Genomic DNA, 21072 nt, shown 5'->3' with positions numbered 1-21072 from the left:
CTTCCATTTAGCCAGCAGTGTCGTCAGGTGGCACATCAAGTATGCGTAAGGCACCAGCCATCACTTGTGAGAAAAGCGGAGCAGCAACTGCTGCGGCATAATAACCATTCTTGGTTGGTTCATGGATCACTACAACAACAACCAAACGCGGATCGGATACTGGGGCAATACCAACAAAGCTAGCGATATGGCGATCTTTTTCATAACCATTCTTTCCAGCAATTTGTGCAGTCCCGGTTTTACCAGCAACACGATAACCTGGAACCCTTGCGGAGCGCCCAGTTCCTTCCTTACCTAAGACTGCTTCAAGCATTGCTAAGACCTGTTTTGCAGTTTTCGCATCCACAACCTGCTCACCCGAAGGCTTAACCTCATTATGCAATAAGGTAACAGGCATCAATTGCCCATTATTGGCAAAGACCATATAGGCTTTCGCTAATTGCAGAGCGGTAACTGACATCCCATAACCAAAGCTCAGAGTACTTAATACGAAAGGATTTGCATCTTTAACACTAACAATTCCCCCATCACTTTCGCCCGGGTAACCACTCTCTGTTCTTTGCCCAAAACCACAGCGCAGTAATAAACCGATAAGCTGCTCTGGAGGACTAGCCAATACCATCTTGGCTACACCCACGTTAGAAGAATGCTGCAAGACACCAGTAACGTTCAAAACACCATAATTATGAATATCACGTACAGTACGACCATGGACAATCATCCAGCTTGGGCGGGTATCGATAATCGTATCCGGTTTAAATAAACCGGAGCCCAAAGCACTGGCGATTGTGAACGCTTTAATAACAGAGCCTGGCTCAAAAGTATCGGTAATGGCCTTATTACGATAACTATCGAGGGTATAACGCCCGCGGGCATTGGGATTAAAAGATGGCGCATTTGCAACTGCAAGTATTTCTCCAGTTTTCGTATCAACGACAACAACAGAGCCAGACTTGGCAGCGAATTTTTCCATCGTGTTTTGCAATTCATGATAGGCCAAATACTGGATATGTCGGTCAATACTTAAAACAAGATCATGCCCTGGGCGAGGTTCCTTGATAATACCTAGCTCTTCGATAATCCTCCCCATGCGATCTTTTAATACTCTTTTCTTACCATTCACACCCATTAGCCAGTCTTGATAGGCTAATTCCAACCCTTCAATACCAATGTCATCAATATTGGTAAAACCAAGTAACTGTGCTGTGCTTTGCGCCTCTGGGTAGTAGCGTTTAAATTCTTGTTGAAAATTAATCCCTGGGATTTTGAGATCTTCAATTTTTTTAGCCAGCATTGGCGGTAATTGACGGTATAAATAGAGAAATTCGCGTGAATTAGCCTGCTTAATGCTCAAAAATAAATTTTTAGGAGGGATGTTTAATATTTGACTAAGCTGAATGAATTGGGTCTTGCTAGGAGCAAAGGTTTTTGGATTAATCCATACAGTTTGTACTGGAGTACTCACAGCAAGTGGTGTGCCCTGCCTATCAGTAATCATGCCACGATGCGCTGGTATATCGATAGTCCGTAGACTACGTGCGTCCCCCTGTCCTTGCAGAAACTGGCGATGTAAAACGGTTAAATCCAGCATTCTGAATAGAAGAGCAGCAAGCAATAGTACAAAAAAAGAAGACACGACGATTAGTCGTGTCTGATGACCTTTATTTTTCATTGTGTCCGTAAAACGTAGATTTCTTTATCGGTTGGCAATCGCATTTCTAACTTTTCTGAAGCCAACTGCTCTACTCTTGCTGGCGTTGCAAGGCTAGCCTGCTCCAGAAGTAATTGCCCCCATTGCAACTGTAGCTGATTTGCCTGTTGCTCCAAACGCTGAAGCTCAATGAAGTTCAGACGATATTCGTTGGTAGTATAAACAATAGCAAGCGCACTAACCAGAACTGCTAACATCAGAGTCAAAAGAAAGCAAAGTCGTTTTGAAAGACGCATCTCCAATAGTTGTCCATTAAAGAAATTGCTTTGATTAATCGCCCTAGCCGCGGCATTCATGCTAATTTTTCTCCTATTCTCAAGACTGCACTACGAGCCCTGACATTCTGTTTTACTTCGCCTTCTGCTGCTTTCACAGCCTTTCCTACCCTTTTAAAATTGGTTTTTATCTCAACATCACGTATCGGGACACCAGGAGGAGGACGTTGTCCATACTCTTTATTACGCATAAACTGTTTCACTATTCGATCCTCTAAGGAATGAAAGCTGATAACAGCCAGGCGTCCACCTATAGCCAACACATCCAAGGCGGCATTAAGACATAGATTCAAATCATGCAACTCCTGGTTCACATGAATGCGTATTGCCTGAAATACACGTGTCGCCGGATGTTTATGCTTCTCCCATTTGGGATTCGCTTGTTTGACAATCTCCGCCAACGCCTCTGTGGTGCTTATTGGTGCTTCACTGCGCGCTGCAACAATTGCCCTAGCGATACGGCCTGCAAAACGCTCTTCACCATACTCTCTGAAAATCACTGCCATTTCTTCAGCTTCAGCCTTATTAACAAAGCCTGCGGCATCCAATTCCTGAGATAGATCCATTCGCATATCCAAAGGCCCTTTCTGCATGAAACTGAACCCGCGTTCCGGATTATCCAGTTGCGGCGAGGACACCCCCAGATCGAGCAAGATACCGTCGATCTGACCGTACACCTTTGCTTCTTTACTAAACTCAGCAAGTCTGGCAAAAGACCCCTGAAATATTTCAAAGCGCGGCTCATCGGCAAAATGGTTACGAGCATAATCGATAGCTTCCGGATCTTTATCAATCGCAATTAAGCGTCCGGCTGAAGATAATTGCTGCAAAATAGCACGGCTATGGCCACCGCGACCGAAGGTACCATCAACATAGATACCCTCAGGCTTAATCGCCAAACCATCTATCGCTTCTTGCAACAATACTGATTGATGCCCTGTCATTTTTTATTTCCACTACAAAGAAAAGGTTTTCATTTCATCTGGCAAACCATCGGTCTGTGATGCCTCTTCTGCTAACCATTGTTCACGTCTGGATTGCCACAATAATTCGTCCCAGACTTCAAATTTATTACCTTGACCAATCATCACCACTTTTTTATCAAGACACGCATAATCGCGTAACAAAGGGGGCAACAGTACACGCCCATTACTATCAAGCTCTACATCGGTTGCATGTCCAATCAACAAGCGTTGAATTCGACGCGCAGCCGCATTAAAACTAGGCAAACCTTGCAGTTTATCCTCAATTATTTGCCATTCTGCAGCGGGATACATCAACAAGCAGGTTTCCTCGGTATCGATGGTCACCACCAATGACGCCTTGTCCTGCTCTCCTAACGCCTCTCGATAGCGCGTTGGAACCGCAAGCCGGCCTTTTCCGTCAATAGTGATGGCATTAATTCCCCGAAACATGACTTTAATTTATGCGTTAAGGATTAATTATTAACTATTTAAGCTTTAAATTACCTATATGCTCATAAAGTTAACCATATCCCTCCCACAATTCTCCACTTTTTTGTAATTTTAATCCACTTTCACACACTATAAGGACATATTTTCCCAAGCGTCAACACTTAAGGCGAAATTTCTAGTAAAAAAAATCGCAAAAAAGTCTAATTCATCATCTTATGAAAATATTGATCTCACTATGAATAAATTATGGCCACGCAAAAAACGAACAAATTGAGCTACAGCTGAATAGCGATTAAAAAAGTAAGTTATGGTCTGTATGTCCAACTTCTCTAAAACATCGAGTACCATCATCCTGAACAAAGTGAAGGATCTCCTGAATGTGGCTTTATGCCTGCAATAGGAGATCTCTCAGATATTCGTGATGACGTTTTCCTGGACTTAGCTTGTTTTAACAAACTTTAATGTTCAGAATAAAAACAGAAATACAACTGAATTTATTACAAGCTTAGGGGCTATTAATAGCCCCTAGTTGTTCAACTCCGCAGCTAAGCGAATCCCTTGCAACACCAAATCAGGGATTAGCAAATTATAAATACCCTGTTTATCGAATAAGGAAGCAAATCCACCGGTAGCAATGACCAATACCTCTTGCCCTGCAAAGGATTCCTCTTTAATTCGGTTAATTAATTCACGACAAGCGCCTAGTGCACCATAAAATACACCAGATTGGATACTTTCGATTGTTGATCGACCCACAACCTGCTCTGTCTTAATGATTTCGACAGAAGGTAATTTAGCTGTTTTAGTTGCTAGGGCTTCCACAGATAAACGCATGCCCGGTAAAATTGCTCCGCCCAAATAAGCCTTTTGCGCGTTAATTACACAAAAGGTCGTAGCTGTTCCGAAATCAATTACAATAATATTTTTCCCTGGAAAGGTATGAGTTGCCGCAATAGCATTGGCAATTCGATCAGCACCGACTTCAATGGGGTTACGATATTTAATATTTAAGCCAGTTTTTACTCCAATCTGCAGAGCAAAAGGTTCCACAGAAAAATATTTAAGGCAGGCAGAACGCAGAGAATAATCTAGTTGAGGGACGACTGAACAAATAGCAATTTGCTTAATCTCCTCGGGAGAACAGAGATTTTCTCTAAGTACCGACTTCAGAAAAATACCTAATTCATCGGAAGTACTAACTTTTGATGTATGGCGAAAACGAAGCCGGATCTCATCTCCAGCAAATACGCCACCATAGATATGAGAATTACCTACGTCAATACATAGCATCATGGCAGAACTCGTGTCTTAAATTTCATTTACAAAAAGTTATCAGCAGCGAATTCTCAAGGCCAAGCCACAAGAATTCTGTCTTGTCATAAAGCACGAGATAGTAAGTGTTGTTCTGCTTAGAATCAAGGGTCTGTTTACAATTGCTATACCCAATGTAAGCAGACTCCCAAAGACGTACGTCATGTCGAACGTAGAGAGACATCTCCTGAGTGTGGCAGAGTGCTAGTCCCGGAGATCCCTCACTACGTTCGGGATGACGGGGTCTTTGCCGATGTTTGACCCAAAGTGGCTGGGGCTCTCAGGAAAAAAAGAAAAGTCGGTCGATAAGCCGGGTTCTGTCGCGGACAATCATTCATCTGGGATATGCGTCACCACATACCTCAAGCAACCTACCCGAATCCCGTACGGGCCGCACGTTTTCACCTCGCGATGAAGTGGATTCCTATTTGGTCTTGCTCCGGGTGGGGTTTTCCCTGCCACGACTGTTACCAATCGCGCGGTGCGCTCTTACCGCACCATTTCACCCTTACCAGTTCGATAAGGAACTGGCGGTATATTTTCTGTGGCACTTTCCGTAGGCTTTCACCTCCCAGGCGTTACCTGGCACCCTGCCCTATGGAGCCCGGACTTTCCTCCCCTTGTGTAAACAAGGAGCGATTGCCTGACCGACTCTGTTCCAATACTAACAGAGTGCCTAGTGAAAGACCAGAATCATAAGATCTTTAAGATGGGGTAAGCTGAAAACAGTCTTGTAATGCTTGTGCAGGGTAAAAATGAAGAGACCAGAAGAATTAAATAATCGATACAAAGATGAAATGGCATTATTGCGTGAAGCTCGTTGTTCTTGCTCCGATCAGTCCATGGCCTAGATGCAACGAAGTGAAATCTGGGAAATCTGATCACTGCTCCCAGATTTCGCTTCGCTGCATCCAGGCTACATTCAAACCACACAACACTAGATGAAATAGAGTCCGTTTACAATTGCTGTCGGAACTACAAACACCAAATGTAAACAGACCTTAGATACTCTCTAAATTATCCGCGAGTACCAATGAATTCATCATCAAAATAACGCTTCAGTTTTGTACGTAAGGTACCACGGCTTACACCAAGAACTCGAGCAGCTTTAGATTGGTTGTACCGGGTTAATTCCATTACTGTACGGAAAAGGGGCGCTTCAACTTCTTCAACAATTAGCTGATAAAGATTCAAGTTAATTTCTTTATTTCCAACAGCATTCAAATAACCTTTTACAGCATTGACAACTTGTTGGGTCAAAGCATCATTATATTGTTCCACTTGTTGCATAACTGCGTTCATTGTCCTCTCCAAACACTCTTAATAATACATTTTTTTAACAAAACAGATAAAGATTGAACATCATGACTGATATATTACCAGATCCACCAAACCGTGTAAACTTTGTTTGATTGATATTCATTTCTTAAGGGAAGCTTAAGTAAAAATTAATTTTTTTGCAAGCATTTTTGCGCGATCTGAAACAATTTAACGCATTCATTATCAATAAAAGCGCAAGATGAGCAATTATTAATCAATTTTAAGCGGATGGTTTCTTATTGTTTTATTAAGAGTTAAGCGAGTTATGGTCTGAGCATATTAAAAACGAATAGTAGATATTATTAATTAACCAGTTTCATCGTTGGGCATATTGGACTTCAAAAAATCACTTTTCCCTTTGGCGGAGAAAATTTTTGTGAGGAATTTAGTAGATGAGGAAATTTTTGCATTGAAAATCCCCTCATCTGCCCTTCGGGCACCTTCGCCCCATGTCTCACTGCCCTTAACTTAATGGCAGTTGCCCCATGTCTGGAGCGAAGGGAAAGAGCTCCGGGATTCATTGTGCTCCCAGTAACTACTCAACTGTAAAGCTTTCACCGCAACCACATTGGCCGGTTTGATTGGGGTTATTGAAAACAAATTTATAATTTAATCCTTGCTTAACATAATCAATGGTCATTCCTTTAAGAAAGGGATAACTGGCCTTATCAATGTAGAGTTGATAATTCTCAGCTAAGTTCTGTACGATATCATTGTCTTTGGCGGTGGTTACATAATCAACGACATAAGATAGGCCTGAGCAACCTGTTTTCTTCACTGAAAAGCGGATGCCTTTGCTATCTTTTTGTTTGCCTAAATAAGTTAACACATGTTGAAGAGCGGCTTCACTTAAGATTACTTCGAAGACTGAATCATTTTTATGTTGTATTACTACGCTCATTTAGGCTCCCCTTTTAACTTCGTTTTCATTAATTGCACTATCTCGCGATAACCATCTTCAATTTGTAGGGCAACTGGGTAGCGAACCTTAGGAATATCCAGTTTTTGTACAAACAAGGCGTAATCAAATCTTGGATGTTCTTCAATTTGGCTTCCCTCCAATTGCCGGCAAAGCCATTCTGCTCCAGCGACAAGGTAAGGATTACCATAAGCTTTGAAGCGTGCTTTAAGGATTTTGCCCTGCTCGTCACAAAGCAGATAAAAATCAAAAAAATCGCCACGGCCAGCTTCTCCACCCCGATAAAAGGCTACTAGGCTTTGTGTTAAATCCAAAGTTCCTACATGATTAGGTGCGAAAAAACAGGCTTCTACAAGTTCATTATATATCATAGTGGTGATATTTCATGCAAACGGGTTATCTGATGACAGATTATATCTCTAACCTGTCCTATTTGTTCCTCAGTCGTAAAACGGCCAATTGACAGTCGGATCGAGCTATAGGCTAATTCATCATCAAGACCTAAGGCTCGTAGCACATAGGATGGCTGTTGGCTCGCGGCGTTACAGGCAGAGGTTGTTGAGACAGCTATCTCTTTTAATGCCAATAGCAAAGAATCACCGTCGACACCTGCAAAAGCCAAATTAAGATTACCGGCGATGCGCGTTGTGTCGCTACCATTCAAACGAATACCAGGGATATGCCGAATACCTTCCCATAACTGCTGGCGTAAATGCAAGATCCTTGCTTGTTCTTCCTCTCGATAAGCTTCCGCAAGGGCAAAGGCCTCTCCCATTCCTACAATTTGATGGGTAGCCAAGGTTCCCGAACGCAGCCCTCGCTCATGACTGCCACCAAAAGACAAGGGTTGTAAGCGGATTCGTGGCTTATGACGCACATATAAGGCGCCGACGCCCTTAGGACCATAAACCTTATGGGCTGAAAAAGACATTAGATCAACAGCTAACTGACTTAAATCAATAGCAACTTTACCGGCACTTTGCGCTGCATCCACATGAAAGATGATGCCTTTATTACGCAAAAGTTCACCTAGAGCCGCAATGTCTTGTATTACGCCAATTTCATTATTTACATGCATGATCGAGACTAAAATGGTATCGACGCGTAGGGCTTTTACTAAATCCTGACTATCAAGCAAACCATCAGGTTGAGGCTCCAAATAAGTCACCTCAAAGCCCTCTTTCTCCAATTGATTAAAGCTATCAAGCACTGCTTTATGCTCCGTGCGCATAGTAATCACATGGCGTCCTTTGCGTTGATAAAAGCGTGCTGCACCTAGTATGGCAAGGTTGTCGGCTTCAGTGGCTCCCGAGGTAAAGATAAGATCCTGAGGGCTTGCATGGATCACTTTCGCGATTTGTTCGCGCGCCTGTTCCACCGCTTCCGCTGCTTGGTAGCCGTAAACATGAGTTATCGATGCTGGATTTCCATAAGCGCCTTCCGGCCCCAAATAGTCCATCATCTTTTTTACTACCCGTGGATCAACTGGAGTTGTCGCCATATAATCCAGATAGATCGGTAATTTGGTCATTGCCCAGACTCCTTACCGGCTTTCTTCGCCACCTTCAAGGCATACTGTACCTGACTCAAAATACCGCGCAAAATCGTTATTTCGGTGTATTCCAAACGAGTCCGATTAAATAAACGACGGATCCGCTGCTGTAATCGTTTGGTTGGGTTTGTTGGTTTTAAAAACTCTGTTTCTTTCATCACTTCTGTCAAATGCTCATAAAATTTTTCAATTTCATCAGCAGTTGCCAATCTATCTTCGTGAAGCGCTACCTCTGCAGAGGGCTCTAGCAAATTCATTCTTAATTCATAAGCGATGATCTGAACTGCCTGAGCAAGATTTAAGGAGCTATAGTCTGGGTTTGAAGGAATATTCACATGATAATGGCTTCTTAATAGCTCTTCGTTAGTAAGTCCTGCATGTTCTCTACCGAAAACAATAGCAACCTCAGTATTATCTGGCTGCTCACCAACCAGTTGCGCACATCCAGCAGGCGTCAAGCCAGGTAGTGACACTCCACGTGGCCTGGCGCTTGTCGCTAAAATCAATTGACAACCTTGTAAGGCTTCATCGAGCGAGTCAGTTACTACAGCCTGGGTTAATAGATCATCAGCCCCTGCCGCTAGCTCCCAGGCTTTTTGATCTGGAAAGGATTTTGGAGTTACCAGATAAAGTTTAGATAAGCCCATTGTCTTCATCGCTCGGGCAGTTGAACCAATATTTCCAGGGTGTGAGGTTGCTACTAACACTATTCGAATTGACGCAAAATTCATAATGACAATCGTTATTTATTTAAGGATAGCAACTATACCAGCAATGACTTCTCTCTGTACAAAAAAAAATGTGCTAGAATCGCTGACTTTGTAGAAAATGAGTTGAATTATGGAACCCTTATTAAATATTGCTATTACTGCCGCCCGCCTTGCTGGCGATATTATTATTCGCCATATTGATCAAGTTGATCGCATAAAAATTACTGCGAAGGAAAGCAATGAATTGTTCAGTGAAGTCGACATAAAAGCTGAACAGGCAATCATTAATACTATTCATAAAGCATACCCAGGGCATGGAATTATTGCAGAAGAAAGTGGAATTCATAATGACGAAGCTGACTCAGTGTGGATTATTGATCCCCTTGACGGAACATCCAATTTTTTACACGGCTTTCCCTCCTTTTCAGTCTCTATTGCACATCGTGTAAAAAACCGTATTGAACATGCTGTAGTCTATGATCCACTACGCCATGAGTGTTTTTCTGCAAGCCGTGGCCGTGGTGCGCGGCTCAATGATCGACGGCTTCGCGTTTCTAAGCAGACTCAATTAAGTGCAGCTCTGCTCGGTATGGGATTCCCTCATCGTAATGCTGAGCTAGGCCAACGATTCTTAGCTACCTTTGAAGCCTTGCTTGGCAAATGTGCCGGAATAAGACGAACAGGTTCGGCTGCCCTTGATTTGGCCTATGTTGCCAGTGGGCGTCTTGATGGGCTTTGGGAATTTGGTTTGCGTCCCTGGGATATCGCAGCTGGATCTTTACTGATAAAAGAGGCTGGTGGCTTGGTTGGTGATTTACAGGGTGGGGAAGAATATATGAAAAAAGGTGATATTGTTGCGGGAACACCGAAGGTGTTCAAAGCCTTGTTGCAAACATTGATGCCGGCTATTAGAGGTTAAGCGTTTAGGCCTGCGTGAATGTTGTTGCTTGCTCCGAGCCGTAGCCCGGATGCAGCGCAGCGCAGAGTGATCCTGACATTTTTTTAATCAAAGTATCATTTAGATACCTATATGAACATTAATCAGTTACTTTGACTTATATGTGGGTCGTTCCCGCGTAGACGGGAAACCATTTCTCAAAGTGGTTCCTCACTTTGTTTGCACGATGGTTTCCCGCCTACGCGGGAATGACACACAAAAGAACAGGAAGAACTTATATGGCACATGTTTTCTGTTTGAAAAAATACCAGGATTCCTCAGAGCGCAGCGGAATCCGAGAGCAGTGATACGACTTCCCGGATTCTGCTGCGCTGCATCCAGGCTACATTCTTAAGAAACTTCTTGTCTAACCCGCGCTTTAAACAAGCGCGCACCGAATAAATTAATAAATAATCCTGTAATAACTAATAAACAGGCTACTAGTTTCCAGCTCTGAAAGGGTTCTCCTAGTACCAGGGTCGAGCTCAAAACACCAACCACTGGAACCAGTAAAGTAAAGGGAACAACAGCTCCGACAGGATAACGGCTCACCAGCCAATTCCATACACCATAGCCAAACCAGGTTGACAGATAAACAATATAGGCCAAGGAAAAAACCGCCTGTATAGTAGAATGCTGCCAACTTCTAACAATAGCCTCGGGGCCCTCAAAGATTAAAGAGAATAAGAGTAATGGCAGGCTGGCAACAAAGGATCCCCAAACAACTAAAGCGATCATTGAAATCTTATTGGTTTTCTTGGTAATAAGATTTCCCAAGCCCCAGGTTGCTGCTGCAGCAAGCATACAGAGAAATCCTAGCAAAGTGATATTGCTATCAAAATGCAAACCTACAATTCCAACACCCGCAAAGGAAACTAAAGCACCAATAATTTGCCAGGCATTCAGAGTTTCACCGAGCAGGATTACCGCAAAAAGCATAGAGAAAAATACCTGAGTCTGCATAATCAAAGAGGCCATGCCGGGCGTCATACCAATGCTCATACCGATAAAAAATAATGAAAATTGCAGGGCAAAGGTAACCATTCCATAGAGAATAACTATCCTGAAAGATACTGCTGGGGGTTTGATAAAGAAAATTGCAGGGACACTCGCTAAGAAAAAACGCAGAGCGCAAAGCAGCAAGGGCGAAATTTCATCGAGCGCCAGCTTTACAAAAAGAAAATTTATACCCCAAACAATAACAACTAAAAGGGCCAACAAAAGGTGAGTCAATGGCATTTTTTTATGCTTCTTAAGAAAAAGATTATAGAAGTATAGACAAAATTAGTAAGTCGCTACTAAACCAAATTCCCGCGGTGAACCCACGGGAATTTGGTATAAATCAGCTATCAAAGAGCGGCAACTGCAACTGGTTCATCAGTCTCATCCTCGTCCAGGCTTATGTCAGAGGTTGTCGCAACCTGGTCCACAACCGCTACTAGCTCACCTGATGCAGCAGCCCTTTCTTCTTCAAAGAAGGTGTAGACACTTCTTTGGAGAATTTTCTCAGATTTTACTCTTACCTTACGCAGGGCAGTTTCAAGATCTGTTTTCACTTGGTCTTTGCCATACTGATCATTAGCCTCAACTTGCTCAATCATTGTATCGAGTTGCTTCTCAAATTTTTCAGCTGCTAAAGTCAACAGGATTCTGTCATAAATCACTCGACGGAAAGGCGTATCACATAAGAACCTGACAATGGGTCCAAATACATCTACTGCGATCACTTTGACAATACCAGTCATTTGTTTCTCGCGGTATAACTCCATAGTTTTCTGAATATGAACCAAATTTCTTACAAGTTTGACTTTATCAGCTAAGGCATCGACTTGTTGTGAGCTCATACTCTCAAAGTCTTTTGCAGAGATAACTGCCTTCTGGTCTGTTATATTAGGGCTGTTCAATCCATCAGCATAGGTAGCGATTCGCTCATTTGCCTTAGCAACTAATCGTCCTTTCTTAGAGTCAGAATTGGAATTTGGTGTTATGCTCTCAGCAAGGCCACTTATCGTGTTCACTGTTGAAGTTGCCATATCATTTACAACTTGTGGCGCCACATAACCTGCAGTATATCTGACAGCAGTATTAAATAACCACCCAACAGTGTTTGCTACAGTAAAACCAGCCCGAGTGACATTCACTGCCACTTTCATTTTCGTGCTCGCTTCTGTATCTGGTGTATTTATCTTCGTCCATTTAGTTGCATCTTGAGGATACTTAGTTTGCATTTGGTTTTGATCGCTAAGATCATCAACTAAGGTACTATCCTCCTTTGCCAACTCTTCAGCCATTCTTTTGTAAGAGGCAATTTTTCTAAGAGTCTTTTCTTTGTGTTTAAGATTTTTATTTAAATCATCAAATACTTCTATAAGAGAGCTAGCTTGCTGCTGGTGTGCTTGGACTGCAGCCTGGGTATCTGTCTCAAACTGGACAAGCAGTTTATCCTCTACGGGCAATTCAGCAAGCATTGATGTAATTTGGTCAAGAAGGGTTGCTCCTGGTTGATTTGCAACCTCAGGGAAAGCTGCAAGAACTGCTGCAGGACTAGCTTGCTGGGCAATGTAGTTGTCAATTCTATCTTTTAGCCCTTGCGCATCGGCCTGCACAGAAGCTCGTTCTGCGATAACCCCATTAACAATTGGTGCATAAGGGCCTGAATCGATTTGTGCATAGCGGCATAAATGATTGTAGTAAACGATAGCAAACAGTAATTCTTCTGGATTATTAACATCTGGTAAGTAATGGGTAGCATTATCATGAGGACTAATAAAGGCGGAACCTAAATTCGGCATAGCTCGGTCTATTGCATTTTTATGCCCCATAGCCGATATCAAACCATCTTCTATCTGCGCTCCTTCTTGAACAAGAGTTCTTGCGGTTTGCCAGGCAGGTGATTGATGATTCTGTACCTTAGCTTGCAATCTAGCTAAGTCAGTTTCTAATTTATTCCACCATTGGGTAAGGGTCATACTCATATCAACACCATTAAATCTATGTAACCTAGGTTGTTATTATACATATAGAACATTAATTAAACATTATGTGCTTGTCGTAATTTCCGCATTGTCTGTATAAGTAATTTTAATAAGAAATGATTTGTAATCACAATCTCTAACATTAGCTCATAGCGATCTTTTTTTACCTTATTAGCTTTTTTCGCCCAATTAGAACAATGCTTTATTAAAATCGCTTATACGAACTGACGTTAAGTTAAGGACATCTATATCCGCTCGCGCTGAGCAACTCAGCCCCTTTGGGGCAAATATCGGGAAAGAACTTCGTACCAGAAACCCCTCATCTATCCTTCAGGCACCTTTTCTCCACGCTTAGGTGAAGGAAATAATGAAAACCGTTCTTTGAGAGGTCTGTGCGTAAGCACATGTCTCGATGTGTCACTATCTAAGGCACCTGTAGTCTGGATGCAGCGCAGCATAATCAAGGTTTTCCTTAGATAAAGATAATCATCAATTAAGCTTTTTTTAGTTGTCTTATGCGCTTAGCCCCCTTTTTAAACCCATAGCTACAGGTATCTGGTTTACAATGGCAGTACCAATATTCTTAGCCATGCGCTCAAAGACGGATTGTTTGTAGGTATAGTCAATGACCTCTTCAATTTTCACAATTTCTCGGGCAACCTGACCGCTGCTTGCAAAACCATCGATTAAGCCTCGTTCTTTAGCTTGTTGACCTGTCCAGAATAGACCGGAAAAAGTTGAGTCATCAATTTTAAGCCTATCCCCTCGCCCTGCTTTCACCCGCTCGATAAAGGTATTGTGTATGTCATCAAGCATTCCCTGTAAGATTTTTGCTTGATCAGGGTTTTCTGGTAAAAAAGGATCAAGAAACGCTTTATTCACACCAGCAGTTTGTAAACGCCTTGTAACTCCCACTTTTTGCAGGCTATCAACAAAACCAAAACCATTGTAAATAACGCCTATCGAACCAACCATCGATGAGGGGTTAGCGTAGATCTCATCTGCGGCCGCAGCAAGGTAATAAGCTGCTGAAGCACACATATCAACACAAACGGCGTAAACCTTAATCTCTGGGTATTTGTCGCGATAATATTTAACTGCGTTGTACATATAATCAGCCTGTACCGGACTACCACCTGGGCTATTAATACGCAAAATCACTGCCTTGAGGCCTGTACTCTCATAGGCCTCATCCATACTCTTAACAAAATTTTCAGCGCTGGCACTCTGGCTATCAAAGATTGAGCCATTAACGTCAACTAAGCCGACATGCGGCTTGGAATGGGAGCTTTTATCGTCTTCGGAATAAGAAAAGATGTTGTAGGCTACAATTAAAATCAATACTAAAAATAGGATCCGCATAACCCAACGCCAACGGCGTTTGCGTTTTTGTTCGCGCATGTACTCGATAACAATTTGATTTAATAGGGTTTGCGAGTCAGGATTCTCATTGTTTACAGAATTATTCATTATCTGGACTACTTGATTTTAACTAAAGAACCCACATTTTACGGTAGATAGCTTTTAAATTAAACAATAACTCAAACAAAGAGGTTTCTTATGCGTATGGATAAGCTTACTTCCAAATTTCAAATGGCTTTAGCCGATGCCCAATCGTTAGCACTAGGCCGAGATAACGGCTTTATAGAGCCAGAACATCTAATGAAAGCGCTTCTTGATCAGCAAGGGGGAAGCAGCAGGCCTTTACTCACCAAAGCGGGTGTCAATTTATCACAACTGCGCACGCTGATTGATCAAGCCCTGGATAGATTGCCGAAGGTCAGTGGAACCGGTGGTGATATCCATATTTCCAACGCCCTAAACCGCCTGCTTAATTTAACCGACAAATTGTCGCAGCAGCGCAAAGATAGTTATATTTCCAGTGAGATCTTTATCTTGGCGGCAATTAGCGAAGATGGCACCCTTGCCAAGTTGCTTAAGCAGGCAGGTGCTGAAAAACAAGCGATAGAGAAAGCTATCGATGAGGTTCGTGGTGGTGATTCCGTCAATGATCCAAATGCCGAGGAGCAACGCCAAGCCTTAGAAAAATACACTCTGGATCTAACTGAGCGTGCTGAACAAGGAAAGCTTGATCCTGTTATTGGCCGCGATGATGAAATACGGCGTACTATTCAAGTGCTACAACGTCGCACGAAAAACAACCCTGTTCTTATCGGAGAACCCGGTGTTGGTAAGACGGCTATCGTTGAAGGATTGGCGCAGCGAATTGTTAATGGTGAAGTCCCCGAAGGCTTAAAGAATAAACGTCTGCTTTCGCTCGACCTAGGTGCCCTGATAGCCGGCGCTAAGTTTCGCGGAGAGTTTGAGGAACGCTTGAAGGCTGTGCTCAATGACTTGGCTAAGCAGGAAGGACAGATTATTTTATTTATTGATGAATTGCATACCATGGTCGGCGCAGGTAAGGCAGAAGGCGCGATGGATGCTGGTAATATGCTGAAACCAGCGCTTGCCCGCGGTGAGTTACATTGTATCGGCGCTACAACACTTGATGAGTACCGACAATATATCGAAAAAGATGCCGCCTTGGAGCGACGCTTCCAAAAAGTTCTGGTCAATGAACCCAGTGTTGAAGATACCATTGCCATTTTACGCGGCTTGCAAGAGCGCTATGAAGTGCATCATGGGGTAGATATTACCGATCCAGCCTTAGTCGCTGCTGCAACCTTGTCTCATCGCTATATTGCTGATAGGCAATTACCAGACAAGGCCATTGATCTTATTGATGAGGCTGGCTCTAAAATTCGTATGGAAATTGATTCCAAGCCGGAGAGTATGGATAAACTCGAGCGTCGCTTAATCCAGCTAAAAATTGAGCGTGAAGCCCTTAAGAAAGAGCATGATGAAGCCTCTAAGAAACGCCTGAGTGATTTGCAGGAAAGTATCGACGAGCTTGAAAAAAATTATGCCGATCTAGAAGAAATCTGGAGGGCGGAAAAAGCAACCTTGCAGGGTGCCAATCAAATCAAAGAATCACTGGAGCAAGCCAAAATTGAGTTGGAAACAGCCCGACGAGCAGGTGATTTGACCCGCATGTCAGAACTGCAATATGGCCGTATTCCCGAACTTGAAAAACGTTTAAATCAGGTAATTGCTTCTGAGAATGCAGAAAATTCTGATAATAAGCTAGTTCGTAATAAGGTGACTGAGGAAGAAATTGCCGAGGTTGTCTCCAAATGGACTGGGATCCCTGTCGCCAAAATGCTTGAGGGTGAAAAGGAAAAACTCCTGCATATGGAGGAAAACTTGCATAAACGACTCGTTGGGCAAGACGAGGCTGTCGATGCGGTTTCTAATGCCATTCGCCGCTCACGGGCAGGCCTGTCTGATCCAAATCGACCTATTGGTTCCTTCCTGTTCCTTGGACCAACTGGTGTTGGTAAGACCGAGCTTTGTAAAGCGCTGGCAACCTTTCTATTCGACACTGAAGAGGCCATGGTTCGTATCGATATGTCTGAGTTCATGGAAAAACACTCTGTTGCCCGTTTAATCGGTGCGCCCCCAGGCTATGTCGGCTATGAGGAAGGAGGCTATTTGACTGAAGCAGTGCGACGCCGCCCCTATTCGGTCATCTTGCTTGACGAGGTTGAAAAAGCGCATTCCGATGTTTTTAATGTGCTACTGCAAGTTCTCGATGATGGTCGCCTCACAGACGGCCAGGGTCGAACTGTTGATTTCCGTAATACGGTTATTGTGATGACTTCAAATTTAGGCTCCCATCTTATTCAGGATATGGCCGCTAAATTAAATTATGAGCAAATCAAAGCTGCGGTTATGGAAATAGTCGGACAGCATTTCCGCCCAGAGTTTATCAATCGAATCGATGATACGGTTGTTTTTCATCCTTTGGCGAAAGAACAGATTGCGACTATTGCTGCTATCCAGATAAGCCATTTACAAGCACGTTTGGCTCAGCAAAATATCAGTTTGGAGCTTAGCCCTGAGGCGCTATCGCATTTGGCAGAGGCAGGGTTTGATCCTGTTTATGGTGCAAGGCCGCTGAAAAGGACTATCCAGCAGAAACTGGAAAACCCTCTTGCGCAGGCTTTATTGCTTGGTGAGTTTAAGTCTGGGGATAGGATTGAGGTGATCTGGAAGGAGGATAAATTGCATTTTATTGCTGGTTGAGGGGGCTCAGAGCTTGTAATAGGTCTCACCCCCGTCACCAAGTCATCCTGAGCGCCCCAGCCCTTTGGGGCAAACATCGATAAAGACCTCGTCATCCCGAACATAGTGAGGGATCTCCGGGATTAGCACAGTGCTACACTCAGGAGATGTCTCTCTGCGCTCGACATGACGTACGTCTTTGGGAGCTCAGGATGACAAGGTGTTTACCCACTGCTACATCTCCATACTTATAGATTAAACCACAACAAACTGTATCGAATCACCCTCCTGACTGATTGGTTTCTTCGCATATTCGTCCTTAACATCCATCAGCTTACGAATCATTTTTTCTTGACCCTGCTTTTCTTTAGTCTGCCAAGCTGAAAAATCAACATCAGCGGTTGCTTCTCTATCCATAAACTTTTTAAGCTGTTCAAAAGCACTATTATAGGTTTGGATATCCAAGACATTAGTAGAAGACTCTTTGATTGCGTTGCGAATCGCACTGTCAAGATGAGGCATCTCCAGCGTGCATTGACTCAGACAAAAGAGATAAGCCCCAATCAGGGTATATTTACTTTGGGCAATTAGCAGCTTAGTGATCGCATCGATAAAATTGCCATCATTTTCCATTTCACCATCTTTACCAGGACTATAGGCATCTCCATTTTTGCTAATAATGAAGCGTTCTGGCAGCAAATCTGCAAACACCTTATAGGTACGTTGACTGGCATTGATTTCCTTTAAACAAGCAAGTATGTCATTTCTGGTCAAATAACAATCGCCTTGTTTAATGGCTTGAAGTTTAGAGGTCACCAGTCTTTCTAGGGGCTCAAAACATTTATCGACTATTTCATCATCTGATTCAGCCAGGGTTTTTGCCATTGATTGAATAAAATAAATAGAATCTATCTGAGCTTTAATAGGTGCAGCCTTTGGCTCCGCCTTAGTAATAATATCTTCAAAATTGTCAAAAAAATCATTCTTCTTATTGATATAAGCATATCTGTTCTTCGAGGACTCCTGTTGTAAATACCCCCAGGCCGCAGAGCAACAGGTATAAATGGTGTAGTCATCAAGACTGCCAAGATCAAATAATTCGACGAGCGCATTATTCAAGGCACAGTAATTTATATTCGTCACATAGCTGCTGACATAGCCTACTAGCCCCTCTTCATAACTCACCCTAAGCCGAAGATGACGATGCAGTACCGCTCCGAATAAAGTACGTTCTGCTTTCTTTCGTCTGACACTATCATTAGAACTCAGATCATTGTTTAAGTCATTTCGCAACTTAGTGATAAAGGCTATCTGATCGAGACGTGTTGGATCAGCTGCGGCGGAAAAAAGCCAATTAGAGTTTGATTTAGACTCTACTTTTTTATGATATAAAGCCTTAATTTCTGATTCTGTATAAGCTATTAACTGCTCGTGTGCAGGAAAGATATAGCTTTTGGCATAACGATTAAATTCTTTTTCCAACTTGCTTGTTTCTTCCTGTAACTCCCTGTAAAGCGGTGATATATATCCCCCCATAGCCTCTCCTTAAAATGGACTTTTTATAACTATTAATTCCGACAAAGTACTCGTCAAACAAAAGTCTTCCGGAAATGGTGCATAGCGCTGCGAATTAAGATTCCCTTGCATCTCAGCTGGCATAGCATCATAAATCGGTTGTATTTCAATAAAAGCTTGGTTGTCATTAACCCAAGAACAAAAATTAATTAATGCGTTAAGGCATTCCCTATAGGTTGTTTTATCAATTTCAGCTAAGGAATTAATACAGAGGCATTCTTGTAGCAATTTGATTAAGGGACTATTCAGAAACCATTGCAAATTGCTGTTATATTGATACCAGAGATGGACAAAAATACCTGTCAGTACCAATTTTTTAGTTTCAATATTAGCTGGCAAATAAAAATTTATGCCGTTAGCAATCTCTTCAATCAAATTGGCATAACTAATCAGTTGGGTGTTTGGAGCGAAAGCAATACAGGTCGAAAAGAAAGCACCTGCTGAATATTGGTGGGCATAAGCTCTGATTAATCGTCGAGAAAAATCTTTTGCACTATCTTGCAATTCGGCAAACTCTGGCATGGAATCCCTCCCCTAAGCTCTGAGGTCACTGCCACTAAGTTAAGGGCATTTGTCATTCCCGCGAAGGCGGGAAACCATCTCTACATTGGCACTGTGCTTAGCTAGAAATAGTTTCCCGCCTTCGCGGGAATGACAAAACCTTCCTTAACTTAATGGCAGTGAGCTCTGAGGTATCCCCTTCCGCCTGCTGCGCGTCATTGCGAGCATAGCGAAGCAATCCCATTGCAGCTTCGTTAGAGATTGCTTCATTTTGTTCGCAATGACATCTCTTTTTGAAGTCATTGCGAGCAAAGAAAGAAGGGAGCATCTATTTTTATAACAATCTGCCAAAGATTTTGCAAGATGTGTCTGCTTATCTATTATTTGTTGAAAAGTGAATCAATCCTTTCAACTAATAATTGATAAATATTTCCAAATCCTCGATTAGACATGATCAACACCGCATCACCAGGTTGCACCATTTCAGCAAGGGCATCGACGATTGCATTAGTGGTTGGCAATAGCTGATATGGGCAGGTCCAATCCTTTGCGAGTTTGCTGAGATCAAATTGCTCTGGATTCAATACATAGGCCGCATCCACCGGTGCAATGGCTTCAGCTATTGCAGAGCCATGGACACCAGTCTTCATTGTATAAGAAGCGAATTCGAGTACAGCTAAAATGCGTTTATGCCGTCCGCTTTGTTTCAAGGCATTAATCGTTTTGGTTATTGCTGTTGGATGATGGGCAAAATCATCATAAACAGTGATGTCATGCCGATTTGATTTAACCTCCAGACGCCGTTTAACCGGTTTAAACTCCGCTAAAGCACTGGCTGCCACCTCAATGTCCACTCCCGCACGATAACTTGCGGCCAGAGCTGCCAGGCCATTTTCAACATTAAACTGTCCGATTAAAGGCCAATTAACTTCTGCAACAGCCTTTCCTTGATGCCAAACTCTGAAAGAACGTCCACTTTCATCTAGTAATTCAGCTCGCCAGCTTGCTTCGCCCTCAAAGGCTAATTCATTCAATTCGGAGAAAAGGCCTCGGCTAAGCACTTCATTAAGCGCGGCATCATCACGTGGCTTAATGACTAATCCTTTGCCTGGAATGGTTTTTAAATAGTAATGGAACTGTTGTTTAATTGCTGCGAGATTTTCATAAATATCGGCATGATCAAACTCAAGATTATTTAAAATAGCGACCTCTGGGCGATAATGCATCAGCTTTGGTCTTTTATCAAAAAAGGCTGAGTCATATTCATCCGCTTCAATAACAAACCATTCACCCTGCCCCAGTGATGCGCTGGTATTAAAATTTGGCGCGACTCCACCGATAAGAAACCCTGGCTGCTTGCCTGCTTGATGCAGGATGAAAGCCAGCATCGAGGTTGTTGTCGTTTTTCCATGAGTTCCTGAAACAGCCAGTACCCGATAGCGAGGCAAAATATTTTCGGCCAACCATTGCGGACCAGAAACATAATTTTTACCTGCATTGAGCACGGCCTCAAGCACTGGCATACCGCGCTTAATTGCATTACCGACTATTACCAGGTCAGCTCCTAAAGCTAGTTCACTATGTTCATAACCCTCAACCCATTCAATGCCCTTGGCTTGCAAGAGATCACTGACAGGCGGATAGCAATTTGCATCGCAGCCTGTTACTTTGAAGCCTGCCTCTCTGGCCAACAAGGCCAACGCGCTCATGAAAGTCCCACCAATACCTAAGATATGTAAATGCATA

The 21072-nt window shown here is 42.9% G+C and carries 18 protein-coding genes and 1 other RNA gene; 2 read left to right on the top strand and 17 right to left on the bottom strand.

Annotated elements, in window-relative coordinates; all coding sequences use genetic code 11:
• Nucleotides 1-7 precede the first annotated feature (7 nt).
• The 11 genes from BN1094_RS14235 to BN1094_RS14185 form a co-directional block, all read right to left on the bottom strand.
• Entirely contained in the window at nt 8-1672 is a 1665-nt protein-coding gene (locus BN1094_RS14235) for a peptidoglycan D,D-transpeptidase FtsI family protein (RefSeq protein WP_044011751.1), read from the bottom strand.
• Nucleotides 1669-2007, bottom strand: a complete 339-nt coding sequence (ftsL, locus tag BN1094_RS14230; RefSeq protein ID WP_044011750.1) for a cell division protein FtsL — start codon at nt 2005-2007, stop codon at nt 1669-1671. The genes BN1094_RS14235 and ftsL overlap by 4 nt, the downstream gene beginning before the upstream one ends.
• Entirely contained in the window at nt 2004-2930 is a 927-nt protein-coding gene (gene rsmH, locus BN1094_RS14225) for a 16S rRNA (cytosine(1402)-N(4))-methyltransferase RsmH (protein WP_044011749.1), read from the bottom strand. Before rsmH ends, ftsL begins: the two co-directional genes overlap by 4 nt.
• Before the next feature lie 12 nt (nt 2931-2942).
• Nucleotides 2943-3401 (bottom strand): division/cell wall cluster transcriptional repressor MraZ, encoded by a 459-nt coding sequence (mraZ, locus tag BN1094_RS14220; protein WP_044011748.1) that lies wholly within the window; start codon nt 3399-3401, stop codon nt 2943-2945.
• 525 nt (nt 3402-3926) lie between these two features.
• On the bottom strand, nt 3927-4694 hold the full coding sequence (locus tag BN1094_RS14215; protein ID WP_044011747.1) for a type III pantothenate kinase: 768 nt from the start codon (nt 4692-4694) through the stop codon (nt 3927-3929).
• Nucleotides 4695-5002: 308 nt separating this feature from the next.
• Nucleotides 5003-5367: RNase P RNA component class A (gene rnpB, locus BN1094_RS18960), an RNA gene on the bottom strand.
• 362 nt (nt 5368-5729) lie between these two features.
• Nucleotides 5730-6014 (bottom strand): helix-turn-helix domain-containing protein, encoded by a 285-nt coding sequence (locus BN1094_RS14210; RefSeq protein ID WP_044011746.1) that lies wholly within the window; start codon nt 6012-6014, stop codon nt 5730-5732.
• A gap of 553 nt (nt 6015-6567) precedes the next feature.
• The gene (locus BN1094_RS14200; protein ID WP_044011744.1) at nt 6568-6933 is read right to left on the bottom strand and encodes a HesB/IscA family protein; all 366 of its coding nucleotides are present in this window, start codon (nt 6931-6933) and stop codon (nt 6568-6570) included.
• Complete coding sequence (locus BN1094_RS14195; RefSeq protein ID WP_052403311.1) at nt 6930-7322, bottom strand: iron-sulfur cluster assembly scaffold protein; 393 nt, start codon at nt 7320-7322, stop codon at nt 6930-6932. Before BN1094_RS14195 ends, BN1094_RS14200 begins: the two co-directional genes overlap by 4 nt.
• A complete protein-coding gene (locus BN1094_RS14190; RefSeq protein WP_044011743.1) occupies nt 7319-8482 on the bottom strand; it encodes an IscS subfamily cysteine desulfurase in 1164 nt (387 codons plus the stop codon). The genes BN1094_RS14195 and BN1094_RS14190 overlap by 4 nt, the downstream gene beginning before the upstream one ends.
• A complete protein-coding gene (locus BN1094_RS14185) occupies nt 8479-9234 on the bottom strand; it encodes an RNA methyltransferase (RefSeq protein WP_044011742.1) in 756 nt (251 codons plus the stop codon). The genes BN1094_RS14190 and BN1094_RS14185 overlap by 4 nt, the downstream gene beginning before the upstream one ends.
• A 109-nt stretch (nt 9235-9343) precedes the next feature.
• On the opposite strand from BN1094_RS14185, the gene BN1094_RS14180 reads away from it, so the two are divergent.
• Nucleotides 9344-10132, top strand: coding sequence for an inositol monophosphatase family protein (locus BN1094_RS14180; RefSeq protein WP_044011741.1), 789 nt, complete (start codon nt 9344-9346; stop codon nt 10130-10132).
• Between the two features lie 369 nt (nt 10133-10501).
• On the opposite strand, the gene BN1094_RS14175 is transcribed toward BN1094_RS14180, so the two are convergent.
• The 3 genes from BN1094_RS14175 to BN1094_RS14165 form a co-directional block, all read right to left on the bottom strand.
• Nucleotides 10502-11389, bottom strand: a complete 888-nt coding sequence (locus BN1094_RS14175) for an EamA family transporter (RefSeq protein ID WP_044011740.1) — start codon at nt 11387-11389, stop codon at nt 10502-10504.
• 110 nt (nt 11390-11499) lie between these two features.
• A complete protein-coding gene (locus BN1094_RS14170) occupies nt 11500-13125 on the bottom strand; it encodes a hypothetical protein (RefSeq protein ID WP_044011739.1) in 1626 nt (541 codons plus the stop codon).
• A gap of 513 nt (nt 13126-13638) precedes the next feature.
• Complete coding sequence (locus BN1094_RS14165) at nt 13639-14595, bottom strand: S49 family peptidase (protein WP_044011738.1); 957 nt, start codon at nt 14593-14595, stop codon at nt 13639-13641.
• 90 nt (nt 14596-14685) lie between these two features.
• Between BN1094_RS14165 and clpB the strand changes: the two genes are divergently transcribed.
• Complete coding sequence (gene clpB, locus BN1094_RS14160; protein WP_044011737.1) at nt 14686-17271, top strand: ATP-dependent chaperone ClpB; 2586 nt, start codon at nt 14686-14688, stop codon at nt 17269-17271.
• Between the two features lie 234 nt (nt 17272-17505).
• On the opposite strand, the gene BN1094_RS14155 is transcribed toward clpB, so the two are convergent.
• From BN1094_RS14155 to mpl, 3 genes are all read right to left on the bottom strand, one after another.
• Complete coding sequence (locus BN1094_RS14155) at nt 17506-18786, bottom strand: hypothetical protein (RefSeq protein ID WP_044011736.1); 1281 nt, start codon at nt 18784-18786, stop codon at nt 17506-17508.
• Nucleotides 18787-18795: 9 nt separating this feature from the next.
• Nucleotides 18796-19347: a hypothetical protein gene (locus BN1094_RS14150; protein WP_044011735.1), complete on the bottom strand. Its 552-nt coding sequence runs from the start codon at nt 19345-19347 to the stop codon at nt 18796-18798.
• A 359-nt stretch (nt 19348-19706) separates the two neighbouring features.
• A complete protein-coding gene (gene mpl, locus BN1094_RS14145; RefSeq protein ID WP_044011734.1) occupies nt 19707-21071 on the bottom strand; it encodes a UDP-N-acetylmuramate:L-alanyl-gamma-D-glutamyl-meso-diaminopimelate ligase in 1365 nt (454 codons plus the stop codon).
• Nucleotide 21072 lies beyond the last annotated feature (1 nt).

It is taken from the genome of Legionella massiliensis (genome assembly GCF_000756815.1).
GTDB classification, from domain to species: domain Bacteria; phylum Pseudomonadota; class Gammaproteobacteria; order Legionellales; family Legionellaceae; genus Tatlockia; species Tatlockia massiliensis.
Note: the sequence above shows the minus strand (reverse complement) of the source record. Positions and strands in the feature narration are given on the sequence as shown.

Bases quoted from the DNA above. Each gene is read 5' to 3' on its own strand.
- BN1094_RS14185 (WP_044011742.1), bottom strand. From the start codon at position 9,234: ATGAATTTTGCGTCAATTCGAATAGTGTTAGTAGCAACCTCACACCCT.
- BN1094_RS14190 (WP_044011743.1), bottom strand. From the start codon at position 8,482: ATGACCAAATTACCGATCTATCTGGATTATATGGCGACAACTCCAGTT.
- BN1094_RS14195 (WP_052403311.1), bottom strand. From the start codon at position 7,322: ATGATATATAATGAACTTGTAGAAGCCTGTTTTTTCGCACCTAATCAT.
- BN1094_RS14150 (WP_044011735.1), bottom strand. From the start codon at position 19,347: ATGCCAGAGTTTGCCGAATTGCAAGATAGTGCAAAAGATTTTTCTCGA.
- mpl (WP_044011734.1), bottom strand. From the start codon at position 21,071: ATGCATTTACATATCTTAGGTATTGGTGGGACTTTCATGAGCGCGTTG.
- rsmH (WP_044011749.1), bottom strand. From the start codon at position 2,930: ATGACAGGGCATCAATCAGTATTGTTGCAAGAAGCGATAGATGGTTTG.
- ftsL (WP_044011750.1), bottom strand. From the start codon at position 2,007: ATGAATGCCGCGGCTAGGGCGATTAATCAAAGCAATTTCTTTAATGGA.
- BN1094_RS14210 (WP_044011746.1), bottom strand. From the start codon at position 6,014: ATGAACGCAGTTATGCAACAAGTGGAACAATATAATGATGCTTTGACC.
- BN1094_RS14180 (WP_044011741.1), top strand. From the start codon at position 9,344: ATGGAACCCTTATTAAATATTGCTATTACTGCCGCCCGCCTTGCTGGC.
- clpB (WP_044011737.1), top strand. From the start codon at position 14,686: ATGCGTATGGATAAGCTTACTTCCAAATTTCAAATGGCTTTAGCCGAT.
- BN1094_RS14170 (WP_044011739.1), bottom strand. From the start codon at position 13,125: ATGAGTATGACCCTTACCCAATGGTGGAATAAATTAGAAACTGACTTA.
- BN1094_RS14215 (WP_044011747.1), bottom strand. From the start codon at position 4,694: ATGATGCTATGTATTGACGTAGGTAATTCTCATATCTATGGTGGCGTA.
- BN1094_RS14200 (WP_044011744.1), bottom strand. From the start codon at position 6,933: ATGAGCGTAGTAATACAACATAAAAATGATTCAGTCTTCGAAGTAATC.
- BN1094_RS14175 (WP_044011740.1), bottom strand. From the start codon at position 11,389: ATGCCATTGACTCACCTTTTGTTGGCCCTTTTAGTTGTTATTGTTTGG.
- BN1094_RS14155 (WP_044011736.1), bottom strand. From the start codon at position 18,786: ATGGGGGGATATATATCACCGCTTTACAGGGAGTTACAGGAAGAAACA.
- mraZ (WP_044011748.1), bottom strand. From the start codon at position 3,401: ATGTTTCGGGGAATTAATGCCATCACTATTGACGGAAAAGGCCGGCTT.
- BN1094_RS14235 (WP_044011751.1), bottom strand. From the start codon at position 1,672: ATGAAAAATAAAGGTCATCAGACACGACTAATCGTCGTGTCTTCTTTT.
- BN1094_RS14165 (WP_044011738.1), bottom strand. From the start codon at position 14,595: ATGAATAATTCTGTAAACAATGAGAATCCTGACTCGCAAACCCTATTA.